The organism is Actinokineospora fastidiosa (assembly GCF_014648415.1).
GTDB lineage: Bacteria > Actinomycetota > Actinomycetes > Mycobacteriales > Pseudonocardiaceae > Actinokineospora > Actinokineospora fastidiosa.
The window spans coordinates 31,826-50,998 of sequence record NZ_BMRB01000001.1; the positions used below are offsets into that span (position 1 = coordinate 31,826).

Sequence of the window (19,173 nt, forward strand, 5' to 3'; positions counted from 1 at the left end):
GGACGGCGTTGCCGCACCCGGTCGGCCGCTGCTCTACTGACGATCATGGAACCGGCCGTCGTCGTCTCCGGGGGCATGACCCCCGGCGGTGCCGTCGGTCTGCTCGCCGAGCACGCCTCGGCGGTGCTGGACGGCTTCGGGCACCCGGTGGCGCTGATCGAGGCCTGCGCGCTACCAGCGGTGGCGCTGCTGGAGTGCGATCGGTCCGACCCGGCGATCGCGGCCGCGCTGGCCGACCTCGCGGGCGCGCGCGGCATGGTGCTCGTCGCGCCCGTCAACCGGGCCGCGCACTGCGGGCTGGTCAAGTCCGTGCTCGACCTGCTGCCCCGCGGCGCGCTGGCCGGGCTGCCGATCCTGCCGGTGACCACGGGCGGGCGGCAGGGCCGGGGCGCGGTCGAGTTCTGCGTCACACCGCTGCTGCGCGAGCTGGGCGCGACCCGCCTGCTGCGCGGGCCGTTCGTCCCGGAGGCCGACTTGGCCGCCGGGGTGCCCGCGCGGGTGGCCGACGCGCTGGCCGAGTTCTCCCTCGCCGTCGGCCGCAGGCGGCGGCTGGCCGGTTAGCCCAGGTGGGAGATGTCGTTGACCAGCCGCACGGAGGCGTTGCCGTCGGGGTAGAACTCCGCGATCGACAGCGACGCGAGGTCGAGGTGCAGGCGGAACAGCAGGCTCGGGCCCGCGTCCAGCGCCATCCGCAGCAGCGACTTGATCGGCGTGACGTGGCTGACCACGATCACCGTCCGGCCAGCGTGCCGCTCCAGCAACTCGTCGCGGACCCCGGCGACGCGGCGGTGCACGACGTCGAAGCTCTCCCCGCCCGGTGCGGGCACGGTCGGGTCGGACAGCCAGCGCGTGTGCAGCGCGGGATCGCGCTCGCTCGCCTCGGCGAAGGTCAGGCCCTCCCAGTCGCCGAAGTCCGTCTCGATCAGGCCGGGGTGGGTGGTCACCTCGCCGCCGGTCGCCTCGGCGACGGCCCGCGCGGTGACCATCGTCCTGATCAGCGGGGACGACACGATGGGCGTGGCCGCGCCGACGCCGTCGAGCTTGGCGACGCGGCGGGCGGCGGCCTCGGCCTGGGCGCGGCCCAGCTCGGTCGGCTCGACGTCGCCCCGGCCGGAGTAGCGGCGCTCGGCGGACATCGGGGTCTGGCCGTGGCGCAGCAGCAGGAGCCGAGTGGGCTCGCCGCGGGCGCCGGTCCAGGCCGCCGGGGTGGTGCGCCTGCCCTCCTGGGCGTCCATGGCCTCGTTGGCCAGCCGGTCGGCGTGGGCGTTGGCCGCGCGCGGGACCCAGGTGTAGGCGATCCGCGCGAAGCGGCCCGCGAGCTGGCGGGCCTGGCTCGCCAGCGGGCGCAGACCCGGGTGCTTGACCTGCCAGCGACCCGCCATCTGCTCGACGACCAGCTTGGAGTCCATCCGGACCTCGACGTCGTCGGCGCCCAGCTCCAGCGCCGCCTCCAGGCCCGCGATGAGCCCGCCGTACTCGGCGACGTTGTTCGTGGCCACGCCGATGGCCTCGGACCGCTCGGCCAGCAGCGCGCCGGTGTCGGCGTCGAACACGGCCGCGCCGTAGCCCGCGGGCCCCGGGTTGCCCCGGGAGCCGCCGTCGGCCTCGACGCGGACCCTCACAGGCCCGACTCCGCCGTGCGCACCAGGATCACGCCGCACTCCTCGCACTCGACGACCTCGTCGGGCGCGGTCTCCTTGATCACCGAGATCACCCGGCGGTCGAGTTCGAGCCTGCACGCCCCGCAGCGGCGGGCGCGCAGCAGCGCGGCGCCGATGCCCTTGGCCTTGCGCTTGCGCTCGTACTGGGCGACCAGCGGCTCGGGGAAGGTGGCGACCAGCTTGGCCCGGTCGGCGTCGCGGCGGGCCTGCTGGGAGTCGAGGTCGGCCAGGTTCTCCTGGTGGCGGTGGCGGACCTCGGCCAGCGCGGCCTCGGCCTTCTCCAGCTCGACGGCGGCGTGCTGGCCGTCGGCCTCGACGGCCTCGCGGCGCTCCATCAGCTCCAGCAGGTCGTCCTCGAGGGCCGCCTTGCGCCGGACGAGGCTCTCCAGCTCGTGTTCGAGGTCGGCGACCTGCCGGGCGCCCGCGCCCGCGTCGAGGAGCTTGCGGTCGCGCTCCTCGCGGGCGCGGACCGCGTCGATCTCCTTCTCCTGGCGGGCGACCTCGCGGTCGAGGTCGTCGAGCTGGGTCTGCACCGCGACCCGGGCGTCGCGGCGGGCCCGCACCGCCTTCTCCGCCTCGGCGATCTCGGCCAGCTCCGGGGCGGTGCGGCGGCGGTGATCGATGCGGTTCAGCTCCGCGTCGACCTCGGCGAGGTCGAGCAGGCCGCGCTGGACGGCGGGGTCGGCTTTCACCGGGTGGACCTCCGGGTGGTCGGCGCGCCCGCGGCCTGGCAGGTCCAGGGGTCGGTTCGGCGCGTGGAGACGTGGATCTCGACCGTACCGCCGAGCGCGGCCCGCAGGACGCCCGCCGCCTGGCCGCACCACGGCCACTCGCTGGCCCAGTGGGCGACGTCGACGAGCGCGGGGGCGCCGGGCACGGCCAGGTGCTCGCCCGCGGGGTGGTGGCGCAGGTCGGCGGTGACGTAGGCGTCGACACCGGCGGCGGTGGCGGCGGCCAGGTAGGAGTCGCCCGCCCCGCCGGAGACGGCGACGGTCCTGATCGGGCGGTTGGCGTCGCCCGCGGCGCGGACGCCGCCCTCGGTGCCCGGCAGGGCGCGGGCGACGCGCTCGACGAACACGGCGAACGGCTCGGCCTCGGGGAGTCGGCCGACGCGGCCGATGCCGGTGCGGCCGTCGGGGTTGGGGTTGAGGGGCGCGGTGACGGTCAGGCCGATCGCCTCGGCGAGAGCGTCGGACACGCCGGGGTCGGCGGCGTCGGCGTTGGTGTGCGCGCAGAACAGCGCGATGCCCGCGCGGACCATGCGGTGGACCAGCGCGCCCTTGGGGGTGTCCGCGGGGACGCCGTGCACGCCGCGCAGCAGCAGCGGGTGGTGGGCGACGATCAGCTGGGCGCCGGTCTCGACGGCCTCGTCGACGGTGTCCGCGGTGGGGTCGACGCAGACGAGGACGCGGGTGATCTCCTCGGCGGGGTCGCCGCAGACCAGGCCGACCGCGTCCCAGCCCTCGGCGAGCGCGGGCGGGTAGGCGGCCTCGAGCGCGGCGATCGCGTCGGCCACGGTCGTCACAGGCAGACCTCCAGGGCTTTCAGCAGCGGCGCGCACTGCTCCGGCGGGCGGACGGCGACGCGCAGGTGGTTGGGGCCGAGCCCGGGGAAGGTGTCGGCGCGGCGGACGGCGACCCCGTGCTCGCGCAGGCTGGTGCGCAGGCGTTCCCCGTGGGGGTGTTCTATCAGGAGGAACGGGGCGTGCGCAGGTCCGTGGACGGTGACGCCCAGGGCGGCCAGCTCGCGGGCGAGGTGGTCGCGGTGGCGGGCGTACTCCGCGGCGATCTCGTCGGTGGGCGCGTCGCTGCAGGCGATCACCGCGTGCAGGGCTAGCGTGCCGACCGGCCACTGTGGACGATGGCGGGCGAGGGCTGCCAGGGTGTCGGGGTGGCCGACGGCGTAGCCCGCGCGCAGGCCGGGCAGCGCCCACATCTTGGTGAGGCTGCGGAATACCAGAACGTCGCGGTCGCCGGTGAGGGTCTCCGGCTCGCCGGGGACGGCGTCCATGAAGGCCTCGTCGACCAGGACGGTTCGCCCGGGGCGAACGAGGGAGCGGATGGCGTCGGCGCTGTGTAGCGTGGATGTCGGGTTGGTTGGGTTGCCGATCACGACCAGATCGGCGTCGTCAGAGACGCGCTCCGGGTGCAGCGCGAAGCCGTCCTCCGCGTCGAGGAGGACGTGCCGCACGGGCACCCCGGCGGCGCGCAGGGCGACTTCCGGTTCGGTGAACGACGGGTGGATCAGCGCCGCCGTCACCGGGCGAAGGTTCGGCAGGAGCGCGAAGCCCTCCGCGGAGCCGTTGAGGATCAGGACGTCGTCGGGGTCGCGGCCGTGCCGCCGGGCGACGGCCTCGCGCGCCGCGCGATCGTCCTCCGCCGACGGGTAGCGGCCGATGTGGTCGAGCGCGTCGACCAGCCGTCGCCGCAGCCACTCCGGCGGCCGCTCGCCGCGGACGTTCACGGCGAAGTCGGCGAGGCCGGGCGCGGCGTCGACGTCACCGTGGTGGCGCAGCGGGTCCGTGTCCATCGCAGGGAGTTTAGGCGGGTCACCGCGCCCTGATGAGGAGCCGGGTCTGCGCCCAGAGCCCGTCGAGCACGCCCGGGTCGTCGGCGAGCCGGGCGAACAGCACCATGCCCTCCAGGTGCGCGAGCACGGCACGGGCTGTCGGGGCGACGTCGAGGTCGGCGGGGACCGCGCCCTCGGCCACGGCGTCGGCGAGCGCGCTGGCCACGAGGTCGGTCTGCTCGGCGAACACGGCCGCCACCCGGGCGCCCAGGTCGCCGTCGGCGGGGGTGACCTCGGTGGCGAGGTTGCCGAAGAGGCAGCCGCGGACGCGGCCGTGCGCTCGCTTGCCGTCGGCCTGGGCCGACGCCTGGGCGCGGACGAGGCGCTCCAGGCGGGCGAGCGCGGGGTCGGGGCCGGACAGCTCGGCGGTCCAGACCGCACGGCGCTGCGCCCAGTGCTGGTCGACGGCCTCGGCGGTGAGGGCCTGCTTGGACTCGAAGAAGTGGTAGAAGCTGCCCTTGCGCACGTCGGCGCGCGCGCAGATCTCGGCGACGCCGATGGCGGCGTAGCCGCGTTCGTGGATGAGGTCGCAGGCGCTGTCGAGCAGGCGTTCCCGCGCTGAGCTGGTTCGTCCCACGAGCGCAGTATACGACCGGTCAACTATTGTCTTCATCACCCTTGACACTGACTAGACGACCGGTCAACTATTCCAGTGACCGGTCGACTGAGCAGAGGAGTCGGGATGACCGAGGTACTGGTCGTGGTGGCGTTCCACAGCGGGCACGGGCACACGGCACGGCAGGCGGCGGCGGTCGCCGCGGGGGCGGCGGGGGTCGGCGGGGTGAGCGCCGAGTTGCTCGACGTGGGCGACGTCGGTGAGGCGGGGTGGGCGCGGCTGGACGCGGCGGACGCGATCGTCTTCGGGTCGCCGACCTACATGGGCAGCCGATCGGCGGTGTTCCAGGCCTTCGCCGAGGCGAGCTCGACGGTGTGGGCGCAGGGGCGGTGGCGGGACAAGCTGGCGGCCGGGTTCACGAACTCGTCGGGCGTCAACGGCGACAAGCTGGGCACGCTGACCTCGCTGGCGATCTTCGCTGCCCAGCACGGCATGACCTGGGTGTCGCTCGGCCTGCCGCCGGGCTGGCTGTTCACCGCCGATGGGTCGCCCACCGACCTCAACCGGCTCGGCGGCTTCCTCGGCGCGCTCGCCCAGTCGCCCTCGGACGTGGGGTCGGACCTGGCGCCCCCGGACGCGGACCTGCGGACCGCGGCGCACCTGGGCGAGCGGGTCGCCGTGGCCGCGCTGCGGCTGGCGGCGGGCCGGGCGCTGGTGGGCGCCTGATGCGGCTGGAGGCGGTGCTCGGGATCGACGTGCCGGTCGTCCAGGGGCCCTTCGGCGGCGACCTGTCGACCGTGGCGCTGGCAGCGGCGGTGTCGTCGGCGGGTGGGCTGGGCTCCTACGGGGCGCACCTGCTGGCCCCGGAGCGGATCACCGCGCTGGTCGCGGAGTTGCGCGCGGCGACGGCGCGGCCGTTCGCGGTGAACCTGTGGGTGCCCCAGCCCGACGAGGACGTGCTGCCGACCGAGGAGGACGTCGCCCGGGTCCGGCCCTACCTGCGGGAGCTGGGCCTGCCCGACCCGGACACGACCGGGCCGCTGCTGCCCGACTTCGACGCGCAGCTCGACGCGCTGCTGGCCGCGGCGCCCCCGGTGATCAGCTTCGTGATGGGGTTGCCGCCCGCGGCCGCCGTCGCCGAGGCGAGGGCGCGGGGCATCGTCACGATCGGGACGGCGACGACCCCGGCCGAGGCCGTCGCCGTCGAGGCGGCCGGACTGGACGTGGTGGTGGCATCGGGCAGCGACGCGGGCGGGCACCGGGGCGCGTTCCTGCGGCCGGTGGCCGAGTCGCTGGTCGGCACGTTCTCGCTGGTGCCGCAGGTGGTGGACGCCGTCGGCATCCCGGTGATCGCCGCGGGCGGCATCGCCGACGCGCGCGGGGTCGCCGCGGCCAGGGCGCTGGGCGCGGACGGCGTGCAGGTGGGCACCGGCTTCCTGGCCACGGCCGAGTCGGGCGCCTCCGCCGCCCACAAGGCAGCGCTGCACGGCCCCGGCGCCGAGGTCACGGTGCTGACCAGGGCGTTCACCGGGCGCACTGCCCGCGCGCAGCTCAACCGGCTGGTCGCCGAGCTGGCCGACGCGCCGGTGCCGCCGTACCCGGCGCAGAGCGCGCTGCTGCTGGACCTGCGCAGGGCGGCGGGCGCGGCGGGCGACGCCGACCTGATCAACCTGTGGTCGGGCCAGGCGGCGGCGCTCACCGCGCCCCGGACGGCGCGGGAGTACCTGGAACTGCTGACCGGGTGAACCGCCGGGCGTGGCCACGGGCCAGACTCGCGGCCATGCACGTCTGCTTCGTCTGCACCGGCAACATCTGCCGCTCCCCGATGGCCGCGCTGGTGTTCGCCGAGCACCTGCGGCGGGCCGGGCTCGACCACGTGCGGGTCACCAGCGCGGGCACCGGCGACTGGCACGTCGGCGACGCCGCGGACCCGAGGACCCAGCACGTCCTCGCCCGCGCGGGCTATCCGACCGCGCACGTCGCGGCGCAACTCGACGACGACCACCTGGGCGCGGACCTGCTGGTCGCGCTCGACCAGGGGCACGCGCGGGCGCTGCGGCGGCGGGTCGGGCCGGAGCGGGTGCGGCTGCTGCGCGAGTTCGACCCGGCGGCGGACGGCCTGGACGTGCCCGACCCGTACTACGGCGGCGCGGAGGGCTTCGACGAGGTGCTGGCGATGGTGGAGGCGGCCTGTCCGGGCCTGCTGGACTGGGTGCGGCGGCGGTGACCCCCGCCGAGGCCGTCGCCGAGTTGCTGCAGACACCGGTGGCCGGGGTCGTGGCGGTCGCGGCCGACGTCTTCGAGGTCGACCTGGCCGACGGCGACCTGGTGGTGGCCAAGCGGCACCACCGGCTCGGGCAGGCGGCGGCCGAGGTGGGCGGGCTGGCGTGGCTGGCCGAGGCGGCGGTGCCCGCGCCGGGCGTGCGGGCGGCCGACGAGACCTGGGTGGTCATGGACCAGGTCGAGCCCGGCCACCCGTCGGTCGACGCGGCCGTCGGGCTCGGGCGCGACCTCGCCCGGCTGCACGCCGCGGGCGCCGACGCGTTCGGGGACGGCCCGACCGCCGACGCCTGGATCGGGCAGGCGCCGATGGCGAACGTGCCGGGCCGGGACTGGCCGGGGTGGTACGCCGAGCACCGGCTGCTGCCCTACCTGCGCGCGGCCGTCGACGCCGGGTCGCTGCGCGATCCCGGGCCGGTGGAGGCGGTGTGCGAGCGGATCGGCGAGCTGGCCGGTCCGCCGGAGGCTCCTGCCCGCCTGCACGGGGACCTGTGGAGCGGCAACGTGCTGTGGGCTGCCGACGGCCGGGCCTGGCTGATCGACCCGGCGGCGCACGGCGGGCACCGGGAGACCGACCTGGCGATGCTGGCGCTGTTCGGTTGCCCACACCTGGACACCGTGATCGCCGCCTACGAGGAGGTCTCGCCGCTCGCCCCGGGGTGGCGCGCCCGCGTGCCGCTGCACCAGTTGTTCCCGCTCCTGGTGCACACCGTGCTCTTCGGCGCGGGGTACGCGCGGCAGACGGTGAGCGCCGCCCGGGCGGCGCTGTCCGGGTGAGCCTGGCCTACCGTGGAGGCGTGCGGTTGAGGTTGCTGCTGCGGCCCGCATGGCTGCTGAGCGCGCTCGTGGTGATCACCTTCGCCACGGCGTGCTTCACGTTGCTCGCGCCCTGGCAGTTCGAGCGCCACGCCGAGCGGCAGGAGACCAACGCCGCGGTGCAGGCGTCCTTCGAGGCCACGCCGGTGCCGCTGACCGAGGTGCTCGCCGCCGACGCCGCGCCGAACCGGACGACGGAGTGGCGGCTGGTCACCGCGGTGGGCGAGTTCCTGCCCGACGAGGAGGCCGTCGCCCGGCTGCGGACCGTGCAGGGCGCGGCAGCCTTCGAGGTGCTGACCCCGTTCCGGCTGCTCGACGGCACCACGGTCCTCGTCGACCGCGGGTTCGTGCGGCCCGGCGAGGGCGTCAGCGTTCCCGACTTCGCCCCGCCGCCGACGGGCCAGGTGGAGATCACCGGCCGGGTGCGGGTGGGCGAGCGCGACCCGGAGAACCGGCCCGCGTTCACCGAGGGCGGGCACCTGCACGTGTACTCGATCGACCCCCAGGTCGTGCTGCCGGGCAGCCGCCCCGGCTACGTGCAGCTGGAGGCGGGGTCGCCGGGTGTGCTCGGGCCGCTGCCCCTGCCACAGCTGGAGGCCGGGCCGTCCTTCTCCTACGCCCTGCAGTGGATCGCGTTCGGCGCGATGACGCTGATCGGGCTGGTCTACTTCACCTGGCGGGAGGTCAAGCCGGGCGGCGCGCTCGACAAGCCGAGGCGCAAGTCGGTGGCCGAGATCCTGGCCGAGGACGAGGCCGCTACCGCCGCAGCAGCCCGATAAGGGCCGCCAGGCCCGCGGCCAGCCACCCCACCACGCGCGAGAGCTCCACCGCCCTGGTCACGTGCCCGGCGTCGGGCATCCGGCCGTCGCCGAGGACCGGGCGGTCCTCCACGCCATAGGGATAGACAGTGCGGCCGCCGAGCCGGACCTCCAGCGCGCCCGCGAACGCGGCCTCCACCCGTCCGGCGTTGGGGCTCGGATGGGCGGCGGCGTCGCGCTGCCAGGCCACCCACGCGCTGCGCCGGTTGCCGCCGACGACAGGCGCGCCCGCGACCGTCAGCCCGGCGGCGACGCGCGCGGGCACGAAGTTGGCGGCGTCGTCCAGCCGCGCCGATGCCCAGCCGAACCGGCGGTAGCGCGGTGAGCGGTGGCCGACCATCGCGTCCATGGTGTTGATCGCGCGGTAGCCCAGCAGGCCGGGCACGCCCGCGACCGCGCCCCACAGCAGCGGCGCGACGATCGCGTCGGAGGTGTTCTCGGCCACCGACTCCACGGCGGCGCGCGCCATGGCCGGGCCGTCGAGGCGCTCGGGGTCGCGCCCGCAGAGGGCCGGGATGCGCTCGCGGGCGCGCTCCAGCTCGCCCGCGTCCAGGTGGCGGCCGATCACGGTGCCCTCGGCGGCCAGCGACCGCCCGCCCAGCACGACCCAGGTGGCCAGCGCCGTCGACAGCATCCGCAGCACCGGCCGCTTGCGGCCCGCCCGCTCGACGGCGACGCCGAGGCCGATCACCGTGCCCGCGAGCGCGGCGGTGTAGGCGACGCCCGCCGCGGGGTGGTCGCGGTGGACGGCCTTCTCGACCAGGCCCGCGACCCTGCCGAACGCGGCCACCGGGTGCCCCCTGCGCGGATCGCCGAGCGCGGCGTCCGCGGCGGCCCCCAGCAGCAGTCCGATCGCACGCGGTGCGGGCACGCGTTCCTCCCTGACCGTGGTTCCCCCTGGAGAGGGAACCGTATCGCGGCGGCGCGGGCAGGCTGCGCGGGTGTCGGGCGGTCGGACTATCGTCGTCGGGCGTGGAGCCACAGCAGGAGACCGACCCCGAACGCAGGCTCCAGCTCTACGCCTACCTGCAGCCACGCGAGCATCACCGGACGTATCTGGCGATCATGCGGCTGTTCACCTCGACCCTGCTGGCCGACCTGTCGGCGGGCGAGGTGTCCGCGGCGCTGGCCTCCGCCGAGCGCGAGGGCCGCATCGATATCGGCGAGTCGCACATCGACGTGGTGATCCCCCGGCTTCGGCAGCTGGTCGAGTGGGGCAACCTCGTGCTGGGCCGTCGGGAGACGATCGCGTCGAGCATCGCCGAGTTCCAGCAGGGCAGCATGCGCTACCAGGTCGGCAAGCTGGCCGTGCGCGTGCAGCGCGACGTCGACGCGCTGCTGCGGGTGCCCGAGGGCGCGCGCGAGGTGTCCCGCGAGCTGCTGCCCGCGATCGAGCGCGGGCTGGCCGAGCTCGGCGAGACGCTGGCGGTGGCCACGGCCCGCGCCCAGGCCGATCCGCGCTCGCTGCCCGCGCGCCGGGCCAGGGAGCAGCTGGCCGAGCGGGTGACGACGTTGTTCCTGCAGCACGCCGAGCTCGCCGCGACCGTGCGCGACTTCTACGCCTACCTCGGCCAGATCCTCACCCGCAACCACCTGGCCCCCGACGAGATCTCCGGGTTCCGCAACCTGCTGGTCGAGTACATCCAGGTCGTCGTCGAGGACGTGCTGCGGCACACCCCGGCGATCGCGACCGCGTTGGCGACCCTGAAGCCCGCGCGCGGTGAGCTGTTGCGCCTGCTGAGCCCGGACGAGCCGCTGAGCCCCACGATGGAGCGCACGCGCGGCCGCACCGAGGCCGACTGGCAGGAGCTGGCCGACTGGTTCGCCGACCGCCCCGGCCACCCCAGCCAGGTCACCGCGCTGCGCGAGGCCACGACGCGGGCGATCGGCGCGCTGCTGGCCACCGTGCGCAGGGCGACGACCGGCGGCGGCCTGCTGCCGAGCCGCCGCGGTGAGCTGGTGCGGCTCGCGGCCTGGTTCGACGCCGCGGACGCCCGGACCGCGCACGACCTCTACGCCGCCGCTTTCGGCCTGTACTCCGCGCGCAACCTGCTGCCCGCCCCCGAGCACGACGCCGACGATGAGCACACGCCCTGGGCGGACGGCCCGGCGATCGAGGTGTCGGTGAGCGTGCGCGGGCGCGGCGACCGGGGCGCGCGCGGGCGGCCGTCGCGGATCATGGACGACCCGATCACCGAGCAGGGCCTGCTCGCCCAGGCCCGCGCCGCCGACGAGCTGCGCGAGGCCGCCTCGGCCGAGCTCGCCGCGGCGGCGCGGGACATCGAGGCGGCCGTGCTGTCCAAGCAGGCGCTGAGCGCGTTGTGCGAGCTGCTGACGCTGGCGATGGCGCAGCGGGAGAGCGCGGAGGACGCGGGCGAGGCCACCGACCAGGTGCGCGGCCTGACGCTCACGCTCACCCCGGCGCCCGGGCGGGTCACCCGCATCCGCAGCCAGGGCGGCGCGCTGACCCTGCGCGACACCGCGCTGGCGATCAGCCGGGCGGGGGCGTGATGCGCACCCGCGGTCCCCGCGTGCTCGACACCGTCCTGGGCGAGCTGTCCGACATCGATGCGGCGAACGTCGCCCGGTGCGCGCGCGTGCTGCTGCGCCATCCGCTGCTGCGGCCGGGCGGTCCGGACGGCGACATGCTTCCACTGGTCTACCGCTACCGCGTCCCGCTGCAGGAGATGTTCGCCGCGCTGCTGGGGTACCGGCTGGTCGTGCAGCGCCGGTTCGCGCGCCTGCACAAGCCGGGCCCGGGCGCCGGGGCGCACCGGGGCGAGCCGGGCATGACGCCCCGGGCGTACGCCTACCTATGCCTGGTGATGGCCGCGCTGACCGGCGTCGGGCGGCAGGTGCTGCTGTCGCGGCTGGTCGCCGACGTGCGCGCGGCCGGGAGCGAGGCGGGCCTGGCGGTGGCCGACGACCTCGCCGACCGGCGGGCGCTCACCGCGGCCCTGCGGCACCTGATCGCGCTGGGCGTGATCACCGAGACCGACGGCACGGTGGCGGGCGCGGAGGCGCTGATCACCATCGACACGGACCTGCTCGGCCAGCTGCTCGCCGGTCGGCCCGCCGAGGCGGCGTCCGGGGAGGAGCTGATCGCCCAGGCGTGCGCCGCCGCGACCCCGGACCACGCCGTGCGCCGCAGGCTGGTCGAGTACCCGGTCACCCTGCACAGCGCCCTCCCGCCCGAGCACCGCGACTGGCTGCTGCGCAACCAGCGCCGCGAGTCGGTGCTGCTGGAGCGCTGCTTCGGGCTGGTCACCGAGATCCGCGCCGAGGGCGTGGCGGTCACCGACCCGGAGGAGTACCTGACCGACGTCGTCTTCCCCGGAACCGGAACGGTCGCGCGGATCGCGCTGCTCGCGCTTCCCGAGCTGCTCGACGGCGGACGCCGCCCGGACGGCCGCGTGCCGGTGACCCGGGTGCGCCTGCGCGTGGTGTGCGACCGGCTGGTGGACGATTTCCCCTCGGCGTGGTCGCGGCAGGCCACCGAGGACATGGCCGCGCTGGTGTCCGACGTCGGCGACCTGCTGACCCGGCTCGGCCTGGCCGAGCCGGACGGCGACGGCTGGCTGCTCAGCCCGGCGGGGCACCGCTGGCTGCCCCGGCCGGACGACACCCCGGGCCGCGTGCCCGACCCGGCTCCGGCGGCCCCGGAACCCGGCTGGTCCCTGTTCGACACCGACGAGGAAGGAACACCGTGACCGACTTCGGCCGGTGGCGGCTGCACCGGGGCGGGATCGTCAACATCTGGCAGTACCGGGAGCAGACGTTCGACTTCTCCGGCGGGCGCGCGGTGTTCCAGGGCACCAACGGCTCCGGCAAGTCCCGCACGCTGGAACTGCTGCTGCCGCTGTGCCTCGACGGCGACCTGCGCTACCTGGGCTCCAAGGGCGCGGGCACGGTGTCGATCCGCCGCCTCATGCTCGACGACTACGACGGCGGCCCCAACCGCATCGGCTACGCCTGGATCGAGCTGCGCCGCGAGTCCGGGTCCGGTGAGGAGTTCCTGACCTGCGGCATCGGCGTCAAGGCCTCGGCGACGTCGCAGGCGATCAGCGACTCGTGGCGCTTCGTCACGCCGTCGCGGGTGGGCACGCACTTCCAGCTCGTCTCCGCCGACCGGGTCCCGCTGGGGCCCGCCGCGCTGCGCGACGTGCTCGGCGCGGACCGGATGTACGACGAGGCCGGGTTCCGCGCCCGCGTCGCCGAGGAGGTCTACGGCGTCCCGGCCGCCCGCTACGGCGACCTGCTGCACCTGCAGCGCACGCTGCGCAACCCCGACATCGGGCTGAAGGTGCAGGACGGGCAGCTGGAGCAGATCCTGTCCGACGCGCTGCCGCCGCTGGAGGCGGGCGTGGTCGAGCAGCTGGCGACCTCGTTCGAGGACCTGGAGTCGATCCGGGAGAACATCGGCAGGCTCGGCACGGCTGACGCGGCGATGAGCGCGTTCCTCACCGGCTACTCCGGTTACGCCCTCAACGCTCTGCACGCCGCCGGTGAGCGCGCGAACGCGGCGCGCCGCGCCCTGGACAACGCGCGTGCCGAGATCGACAAGCTGGCGGCGCGGTCCGGGCAGGACGAGGCGAGGCACGCCGAGGCCGAGGAGCGGGTCCGGGTCCTGGAGGAGCGCGAGGCCGAGCTGGAGTCGGCCATCGAGACCCTCCAGGCGTTGCCCGCCTACCAGGGCCTGCGCGACCTGCGGGACCGGGAGAAGCTCGTCGAGCGCACCCGCGAGGCGGCCAGCAGCGCGCTGGACAACGCCGCCGTGCGCCGCAACCACACCGACCGCGCGGTGGAGACCGTGCTGACCGTGCTGCGCAGGCTCGGCGATGACCTGGCCGATGCGAGCGCGCTCGCGGAGTCCACATCGGACGGACTGGCCGCCGCGGGCCTCGACCCCCGGCTGTGCCCGACGGTGCCCGCGGCGCCGGAGGCGACCACGACGACGGTCGTCGACCGGGTGCGCGCCAAGCCGGACCCGGAGGCCGAGCCGCTGGAGGTGCAGCGCAGGCAGCCGCCGTCGGTCGCGCCGGACGCGCTGACCACCGCGCTGGCCGAGGCCGCGGCCCGCGCCGACGAGGTCGGCGGCGTGGTGGCGCAGCGGGCGGCGTTGGCGATGACCCTGCACGAGCGGGCGCTGATGCTCGACCGCGACCGGCTGGCGCTGGACGCTGGCCGGGCGGCAGCGCGCGACGCGCAGATCGAGGCGACGGAGTCGGCGGGGCGGCGCAACGAGGCCCGGCAGCGCTTCGGCGTGGCCGCCGAGGTGTGGTGCGAGCAGGTGCTGGCCTGGACCAAGGCCGGGCCGTTCGCCGACGAGCACGCTCCGCGCCCGCCGATGCCGCCGACCCCCGACGACGTGCTCGCCGACCCCGACGTGGCCCGCGCGGCCCGCGACGCCATGCGCCAGTGGGCGGCTCCGCACCTCGCGGGGCTGCGGCAGCGCGCGGCGGCGGCACGACAGGGCGTGGACGCGCTGGAGGCCGCGATCGCCTCGGCCGAGGCGCGCACGATCGAGCTGCGCAAGGGCGTCGACCCGGTGCCGCCGGGCATCGAGCACGACCCGTCGACGGGCGCGCCGTTCTACCGGCTCGTGGACTTCACCGCGGGGCTGGACGAGGGCGAGCGGGCCGGGCTTGAGGCGGCGCTGCAGGCCAGCGGACTGCTGACGGCGTGGGTGACCGTCGACGGGACCGCGCGCAGCATGGACGGGATCGTCGCGGCGCCGGGGCGTCCCGCGGTCGAGCCGCTGGCGGCGGCGCTGGCGCCCGCGGTGGAGCCGGACTCGCCGGTGTCGGCGCAGACCGTGGCGGCTTTGCTGATGTCGGTGTCGTACGGGGGCGACCACGAGGGCCTGACCGTGTGGCCGGACGGGACGTGGCGCGCGGGCGTGCTGCACGGGACGTCGGCCAAGCCGGACGCCGAGTACGTCGGCGCAGGGGCGCGGGCGGCTGCGCGCGAGCGGGCGGGCGCGGAGCTGTCCGCCGAACTGGAGCGGCTGCGCTCGGCGTTGGCCGAGGCGGAGGCCGAGCTGCGCGCCCACACCGACGCCGTCGCCGTGTGGGACGGCCACCTCGACGCCTTCCCCGACGACCGGGAGCTGATCGGGGCCCGGGTCAGCGCGGACGAGACGCACCGGCAGGCGGCGGAGGCCGCCGCGCGCGCCGAGCAGCGGCGGGCCGACCACACCGCGGCCGACGGCCGGATCAGGGCGGCCGAGGCCGAACTGGCCCGGGACGCGGGCGCGGCGGGGCTGGCCACCGACACCGAGACGCTGCGCGCCGCGCACCGCTCGGCCGCGGGACTGCGCGACCTGGCCGCGAGCCTGCGCGACGCGCTGGGACGGCGGTGCACGGCGACCGTCCGCGACCTCGCCGACGCGCTGCACGACTACCACGCCGCGGTCGCCGACCGGGAGTCCGCCGAGGCGGTGGCCGACGAGCAGTGCGTCGAGTTCCACCGCGAGGCCGCCGCGCTGGCCGAGCTGACCTCGGCGGTCGGCGGGGAGGCCGAGCGGGTGCAGGGCCAGCTCGCGGAGCTGGACCGGGAGCGCAAGGCCGTGCGGGAGCAACTGCCCGCTGCGCGGCGCGCGGCCAACGACGTGTCGAACCAGGTCGTCAAGACGCAGACGCTGCTGGAGACGCGGACCGCCGAGATCGACGGCAAGGCCGCGGCGGCCGCGGCGGCGGCGCGCGCGTTCGGCGAGGCGCTGGCGGCGCCGGGGGTGTGGGCGGCGGCGGTCGACGTGGAGCGGCCGGAGTCCGATCTGGACGCCTTCGCGGTGCTGGCCGAGGCCGTGGCGGCGTCGAAGCGGCTGCCGGGCGAGGACACCGTGCTGACGAAGCTGCAGACGCTACAGGCGGCCCTGGCGGGTACGCACAACGTCGCGCCTGAGCGGCACGCGGGCATCCTGACGGTCGTGGTGTCGGCCGAGGACGGGCCCGCGCCGGTCGCCGTCGCCGCGCGGCGGGTGGCGGCCGACCTGGCCGAGCGGCGGGACTTCCTCACCGAGCGCTACCAGGGGATCTTCGCCCTGCACCTGGTGCGGGAGCTGGCCGAGCGGCTGGCGGCGCAGATCGGCGTCGCCGAGGACCTGACCCGGCGCATGAACGAGGTGCTGGAGACGGCGCGGTCCAGCCAGGGCGTGCACGTGCGCCTGGAGTGGCAGCCTGCGCCGTGGCTCGACGAGTCCACACTGGAGGGTCTGCGGCTGCTGCGCACGCCGTTCGCCCAGCGCACGCCGGAGCAGGACGCGCGGTTGCAGCAGGTGTTCACCGAGCGCATCGAGGCCGAGCGGGACTCGGCGTCGGCGGGCTTCGGGGAGATCCTGGCGCGGGCGCTGGACTACCGGTCGTGGTACGCGTTCACGGTGCGGGTGCGCGACACGGGGCCGGACGGCAAGCCCCGGTCGCGGCGGTTGCGCCAGCTGTCCTCGGGCGAGACGCGGTTGATCTCGTACGTGACGCTGTTCGCGGCGGCGGCGGCGTTCTACGGGGCGATCAGCGCGGGCTCGGCGATGTCGCCGCTGCGGCTGGTGCTGCTGGACGAGGCGTTCGAGCGGCTGGACGACCCGACGATCGCCCGCATGCTGGGGCTGCTGGTGGATCTGGACATGGACTGGGTGATCACCTGGCCGAGCGGCTGGGGCGTGTCAGACCGCATCCCGCGCATGCACATCTACGACGTGCTGCGCCCGAAGTCCGGCCACGGCGTCGCGTGCACGCACACGACCTGGGACGGCGCGTCATTGGACCGAGATGACCCCTGACCCGCGCCGCCCCGAGTACGAGGCGCTGTGGCGCCAGGCCCGCAAGGCGGTGCAGCGCGGGCAGGTCAAGCTGGGCTACAAACCATCCACACCCGCCGCGACGGCCGCCGTCTCGGCGCTGTTCGGGCGTACGCTGGAACTCGGGGTCGGCACGACGATCCGCGTCGCGGATCTAGACGAGCGCGTCCAGGCAGTCTTCCACTGTGGACTGCCGGACGTGCTGAGCGCCGTGCACGGCGAACCGGTGGAGTTCCGCCCGGACCAGGCATCGGTCGACGCCGCCCGCCGGGAGTGGACGGACGACCTGCTGCGGTCCGCCCTGGCCTCAGGGGGCCTGGCCGCCGCCCCTTGGGCGCAGACGTGGATCGACCAGGTCCGCCGCTACGCCAAGATCGCCCCCGAACGCCTGGAGACCCCCGCCCGCCAGGCGGCGGCCGTGCTGGCCCGCCTGAACCTGAGCCCCACCCGCCCCACCACCTGGCTGTCCCGAGTCGAGGTCGCCCGCGCCGCGGGCGACCCCCACGCCCTGGACCCCGGCCGCAAGGTCGCCACCCTGGTCCTCCGCGCCGCCGCCCTCGCCCACGACGTCCCCCTCCCCCGCACCCGCCGCGACGAGACCCACCTCTGGGAACGCTGCGGCATCACCGACGGGGTGGGCCAGCCGGTCCTGGTGCACGGCTTCCCCGGCCTACCCGGCCCCACCCACCTCCCCCTACGCGCCCTTCCGCACGCCCCCAACGGCGCCGCCCATGGCGACAGTGAGCGTGACGGCAACGTGCATGACGGCACCGCCCGCGACGGCGCCACTCACGAGGGCACTGCACACGGCAACACCGCTCACGAGAGCATCGCGGACGCCACAGCCCAGACCGCCTCGCCGCTGCGCAACCTGCCCCACCCACCAGCCGAGGCGGTCCCGCACGGCGACCCCGGCCACTCGGCCCCACCCGACCGGCCCACACCTTCCACGGAACCTGGTCAAGACCACACGTCCAACCGGTCCGCCTCCGATCCGGCACCGCTCGCCTCAACTGGCGGCGCCCACCACTCCCTGAGCCCCACAGGCCCCAACCCGGCCCCGCTCGCCTGGGCGAGCGGTATCGGCCCCGACGACTCCCCCAACCCGGCGGCCCCGTCCCGCGCTCCGGAAGGTGCGTTGTCGACGGGTGCCATCCATGGCAGCTCCCCCGCCTCGCCGGTCGCGGTCCATGCGGCCGAGCGGGCGTCGACTGGCGGGTCTCCCGGTTCTGCGGTCCCCGCTGGGTGGGGCTTGGTTGGGCTTCCGCGTGGGGTCGTGCGGGTGTGCATGCGGGCTCGGTTGGTGGAGGCGGTCGCGGACGCGGGGTTGGAGGTGCCGGTGGTGTGTGTTTCCGGCAGGCTCAACCCGACCGCGCGGGTGTTGGTGTCGCGGTTGGTGGCAGCGGGGTGTCGGGTGGAGGCGCACACCGACTTCGATCCGGCGGGGCTGGTGGTCATGCGGGAACTGCTCGCACTGGGCGCTACTCCCTGGCGCATGGGCGCGGACGACTACCGTGAAGCGCTGGACCACGCTCGGGCCAACGACATCGAGCTCCCGGCGCTCGATGGTGATCCGGGTGGGACGCCGTGGGATCCCGACCTTCCGGCCGCTATGCGGGCGGGGTGGGCGGTTCCCGAGGAAGTCGTCACGGAGTTGTTGCTCAGCGATCTGTGAGGTCGGTGCTGAGCCAGTCGAGCAGGGCTGTCGCTTGGGCGTGTTGGAAGGCGCGGACCGTCGGGAGTCCTGGGGGTGGGGGCTGGCGCGCGGCGTCGGTGAAGAAGCCCGCCATGGCGGCTAGCACGGCGACCAGGTCGTCGCGGTTCGCACGGTGGGTTGCGGCCCGCTCGGTGAGGAGCGCGCTGACGTCGTGGGCGCCGTAGAGGCAGACGTTGATCAGCAGCATCGTGCTGTCCAACCAGGACGGTCCTCGGCAGGCCCATGGCCAGTCCACGAAGGTCACTGCGTCGGCGATGAGGATGTTGTCGGCGCGGATGTCCATGTGGGTGAGGGTGTCGCCGTCTAGGGCGGCCAGCGCGCGGTCGGTGGCTGTGCGGAGGGTGCTCAGGTGGCGGGCGGCCCACGGGTGGAGGTCGTCGGGTGGGTTCTCCGCTATGCGGTGCCAACTGGTGAGGTCATGGGTCAGTTGGGTGGCGACGGTGTCCAGGTTCGGCACGGGCGAAGGCGTCGCCTTGGCGGCGAACTCGTCCAAGGCGGTGAGGACCTCTTGTAGTTCGTCCGGGCGCCAGGGCGTGCTCGGGTGGCGGCCGTCGATGTCCTGGAACACCAGGGCCACCCAGTCGCCGTCGTCGTGGTGGCCGAGCAGGGTGGGCACGGGCGCCCAGCCCGGCATCGCCGACGTCACCCGGGCCTCACGGCGGTGCAGGCTCGGGCTGTGCTCGTTCAACGCCGAACCGACGGCCTTGACGAACGCGCGCACGCCACCGGCGGTCCGCACGCGGTCCGCGGTGCCCGGCGAGAATCCGCCCGCCTGCGACACGGCCTCGACGACGGTGTCGCCCAGGATCGTCTCGACGGCATGGCGAACGTGGACTGGAAGCTGTGTCCAGCCGATCCGCACGCCCGATGCCGTGGCCATCACGGCGATGGTCGCATCGTGGACGTGCTCGGGGCATCCGGATATACCGGAACGAAGGGTGCCGACCCACTCGCCAGCCTAC

The 19,173-nt window shown here is 75.5% G+C and carries 17 protein-coding genes; 10 read left to right on the plus strand and 7 right to left on the minus strand.

The annotated features are described in order from the left end of the window. Positions 1-45: 45 nt before the first annotated feature. Positions 46-561, plus strand: a complete 516-nt coding sequence (locus IEY98_RS00130) for an NAD(P)H-dependent oxidoreductase (RefSeq protein ID WP_189208225.1) — start codon at positions 46-48, stop codon at positions 559-561. On the opposite strand, the gene IEY98_RS00135 is transcribed toward IEY98_RS00130, so the two are convergent. The 5 genes from IEY98_RS00135 to IEY98_RS00155 are packed head-to-tail and all read right to left on the minus strand — an operon-like array spanning position 558 to position 4,806. After that, positions 558-1,622: a bifunctional RNase H/acid phosphatase gene (locus IEY98_RS00135; RefSeq protein ID WP_189208226.1), complete on the minus strand. Its 1,065-nt coding sequence runs from the start codon at positions 1,620-1,622 to the stop codon at positions 558-560. The genes IEY98_RS00130 and IEY98_RS00135 overlap by 4 nt on opposite strands. Continuing rightward, a complete protein-coding gene (locus IEY98_RS00140; protein WP_189208227.1) occupies positions 1,619-2,353 on the minus strand; it encodes a zinc ribbon domain-containing protein in 735 nt (244 codons plus the stop codon). Before IEY98_RS00140 ends, IEY98_RS00135 begins: the two co-directional genes overlap by 4 nt. Then, positions 2,350-3,186 carry a Nif3-like dinuclear metal center hexameric protein gene (locus tag IEY98_RS00145; protein WP_189208228.1) on the minus strand — a complete coding sequence of 279 codons (837 nt, stop codon included), beginning with the start codon at positions 3,184-3,186 and terminating at the stop codon, positions 2,350-2,352. The genes IEY98_RS00140 and IEY98_RS00145 overlap by 4 nt, the downstream gene beginning before the upstream one ends. Further along, a complete protein-coding gene (gene cobC / locus IEY98_RS00150; RefSeq protein ID WP_189208229.1) occupies positions 3,183-4,190 on the minus strand; it encodes an Rv2231c family histidinol phosphate aminotransferase CobC in 1,008 nt (335 codons plus the stop codon). Before cobC ends, IEY98_RS00145 begins: the two co-directional genes overlap by 4 nt. 19 nt (positions 4,191-4,209) lie before the next feature. Beyond that, on the minus strand, positions 4,210-4,806 hold the full coding sequence (locus IEY98_RS00155) for a TetR/AcrR family transcriptional regulator (protein ID WP_189208230.1): 597 nt from the start codon (positions 4,804-4,806) through the stop codon (positions 4,210-4,212). Between the two features lie 105 nt (positions 4,807-4,911). Here IEY98_RS00155 and IEY98_RS00160 point away from each other — a divergent pair, with 105 nt between their 5' ends. Genes IEY98_RS00160 through IEY98_RS00180 form a run of 5 tightly spaced genes read left to right on the plus strand, consistent with a single transcriptional unit; the run spans position 4,912 to position 8,660 of the window. Then, positions 4,912-5,511 carry a flavodoxin family protein gene (locus IEY98_RS00160; protein ID WP_189208231.1) on the plus strand — a complete coding sequence of 200 codons (600 nt, stop codon included), beginning with the start codon at positions 4,912-4,914 and terminating at the stop codon, positions 5,509-5,511. Beyond that, positions 5,511-6,530 carry an NAD(P)H-dependent flavin oxidoreductase gene (locus IEY98_RS00165; protein WP_189208232.1) on the plus strand — a complete coding sequence of 340 codons (1,020 nt, stop codon included), beginning with the start codon at positions 5,511-5,513 and terminating at the stop codon, positions 6,528-6,530. Before IEY98_RS00160 ends, IEY98_RS00165 begins: the two co-directional genes overlap by 1 nt. 35 nt (positions 6,531-6,565) lie before the next feature. After that, positions 6,566-7,012, plus strand: coding sequence for a low molecular weight protein-tyrosine-phosphatase (locus tag IEY98_RS00170; RefSeq protein WP_189208233.1), 447 nt, complete (start codon positions 6,566-6,568; stop codon positions 7,010-7,012). After that, positions 7,009-7,842 carry a fructosamine kinase family protein gene (locus IEY98_RS00175; protein WP_229786384.1) on the plus strand — a complete coding sequence of 278 codons (834 nt, stop codon included), beginning with the start codon at positions 7,009-7,011 and terminating at the stop codon, positions 7,840-7,842. Before IEY98_RS00170 ends, IEY98_RS00175 begins: the two co-directional genes overlap by 4 nt. Positions 7,843-7,862: 20 nt before the next feature. Continuing rightward, positions 7,863-8,660: an SURF1 family cytochrome oxidase biogenesis protein gene (locus IEY98_RS00180; RefSeq protein WP_189208234.1), complete on the plus strand. Its 798-nt coding sequence runs from the start codon at positions 7,863-7,865 to the stop codon at positions 8,658-8,660. Here IEY98_RS00180 and IEY98_RS00185 read toward each other — a convergent pair. Then, positions 8,638-9,570, minus strand: coding sequence for a cobalamin biosynthesis protein (locus IEY98_RS00185; RefSeq protein WP_189208235.1), 933 nt, complete (start codon positions 9,568-9,570; stop codon positions 8,638-8,640). The genes IEY98_RS00180 and IEY98_RS00185 overlap by 23 nt on opposite strands. Before the next feature lie 101 nt (positions 9,571-9,671). Between IEY98_RS00185 and IEY98_RS00190 the strand changes: the two genes are divergently transcribed. From IEY98_RS00190 to IEY98_RS00205, 4 genes are read left to right on the plus strand one after another with little or no spacing between them, the layout of a single operon-like run. Continuing rightward, positions 9,672-11,210 (plus strand): DUF2397 domain-containing protein, encoded by a 1,539-nt coding sequence (locus IEY98_RS00190; RefSeq protein WP_229786385.1) that lies wholly within the window; start codon positions 9,672-9,674, stop codon positions 11,208-11,210. Further along, positions 11,210-12,409 (plus strand): TIGR02678 family protein, encoded by a 1,200-nt coding sequence (locus tag IEY98_RS00195; RefSeq protein ID WP_189208236.1) that lies wholly within the window; start codon positions 11,210-11,212, stop codon positions 12,407-12,409. Before IEY98_RS00190 ends, IEY98_RS00195 begins: the two co-directional genes overlap by 1 nt. Continuing rightward, positions 12,406-16,476: a TIGR02680 family protein gene (locus tag IEY98_RS00200; RefSeq protein ID WP_189208237.1), complete on the plus strand. Its 4,071-nt coding sequence runs from the start codon at positions 12,406-12,408 to the stop codon at positions 16,474-16,476. Before IEY98_RS00195 ends, IEY98_RS00200 begins: the two co-directional genes overlap by 4 nt. Continuing rightward, positions 16,466-18,169, plus strand: a complete 1,704-nt coding sequence (locus IEY98_RS00205; protein ID WP_189208238.1) for a TIGR02679 domain-containing protein — start codon at positions 16,466-16,468, stop codon at positions 18,167-18,169. The genes IEY98_RS00200 and IEY98_RS00205 overlap by 11 nt, the downstream gene beginning before the upstream one ends. Here the strand turns inward: IEY98_RS00205 and IEY98_RS00210 are convergent. Next, the gene (locus IEY98_RS00210; RefSeq protein ID WP_189208239.1) at positions 18,156-19,091 is read right to left on the minus strand and encodes a phosphotransferase; all 936 of its coding nucleotides are present in this window, start codon (positions 19,089-19,091) and stop codon (positions 18,156-18,158) included. The genes IEY98_RS00205 and IEY98_RS00210 overlap by 14 nt on opposite strands. Positions 19,092-19,173 lie beyond the last annotated feature (82 nt).